The sequence below is a fragment of the Flavobacterium sp. MEB061 genome (genome assembly GCF_000834715.1).
Taxonomy (GTDB): Bacteria; Bacteroidota; Bacteroidia; order Flavobacteriales; family Flavobacteriaceae; genus Flavobacterium; species Flavobacterium pectinovorum.
The window spans coordinates 1-1,270 of sequence record NZ_JXQR01000041.1 but is presented as its reverse complement, the minus strand read 5'-3'; the positions used below and the strand labels follow the sequence as shown (position 1 = coordinate 1,270).

General features: G+C 45.0%; 1 pseudogene. It reads left to right on the top strand.

From position 1 onward, the window contains the following. A pseudogene (locus RT99_RS25595) lies at positions 1-1,270 on the top strand (hypothetical protein); the annotation flags it as partial.

Here is a 1,270-nt window from a genome sequence, read left to right as displayed (position 1 = left end):
AGATGCAAAAGCAAAAGCAGATGCTGAAGCTCAGGCAAAATTAGCTGCAGAAGCAAAAGCGAAAGCTGATGCGGAGGCACTTCAAGCAAAACTTGTTGCAGATGCAAAGGCGAAAGCAGATGCTGAAGCTCAGGCAAAATTGGCTGCAGAAGCAAAAGCGAAAGCTGATGCAGAAGCACTTCAGGCAAAACTTGTTGCAGATGCAAAAGCCAAAGCAGATGCTGAAGCTCAGGCAAAATTAGCTTCTGAAGCAAAAGCAAAAGCAGACGCCGAAGCACAACAAGCAAAATTAGCTGCCGAAGCAAAAGCAAAAGCGGATGCTGAAGCATTAAAAATAAAATTAGCTGAAGAGGCAAAAGCTAAAGAAGAAGCAGAAGCTCGTGAAGCAAAACTAGCTGCTGAAAATAAAGCAAAAGCTGACGCTGAAGCCCAACAAGCTAAATTGGCTGCTGATGCAAAAGCTAAAGCCGATATGGCAGCTTTACAAGCGAAATTATTGGCAGATGCAAGAGTAAAAGCCGATGCAGAAGCGACTGAAAGACTAAAAGCAGAACAAGAAGCTAAAAAATTACAAATACAAGAAGAAGAACGTCAAGCTAAGTTAGCTGCTGATAAAGCCAAAGCGGATGCTGAAGCATTAAAAGTACAACAAGCTGCAGAAGCACAACAAGCAAAATTGGCCGCAGAAGCAAAAGCGAAAGCCGACGCAGAAGCACAACAAGCTAAACTTGCAGCTGAAGCAAAAGCCAAAGCCGACGCAGAAGCTCAACAAGCAAAATTAGCCGCAGAAGCAAAAGCGAAAGCAGACGCAGATGCACAACAAGCTAAACTAGCGGCCGAAGCAAAAGCGAAAGCAGATGCAGAAGCACAACAGGCAAAATTAGCTGCAGAAGCAAAAGCAAAAGCCGACGCCGAAGCACAACAAGCTAAACTTGCTGCAGAAGCAAAAGCGAAAGCAGATGCAGAAGCACAACAAGCAAAATTGGCTGCTGATAAAGCCAAAGCAGATGCGGAAGCACAACAAGCAAAATTAGCTGCTGAAAATAAAGCCAAAGCCGATGCAGAAGCGCAACAAGCTAAACTAGCGGCCGAAGCAAAAGCTAAAGCCGACGCAGAAGCTCAACAAGCTAAACTTGCTGCAGAAGCAAAAGCGAAAGCTGATGCAGACGCACAACAAGCTAAACTTGCAGCTGAAAATAAAGCAAAAGCAGACGCCGAAGCACAGCAAGCTAAACTTGCTGCAGAAGCAAAAGCTAAAGCCGACGCAGAA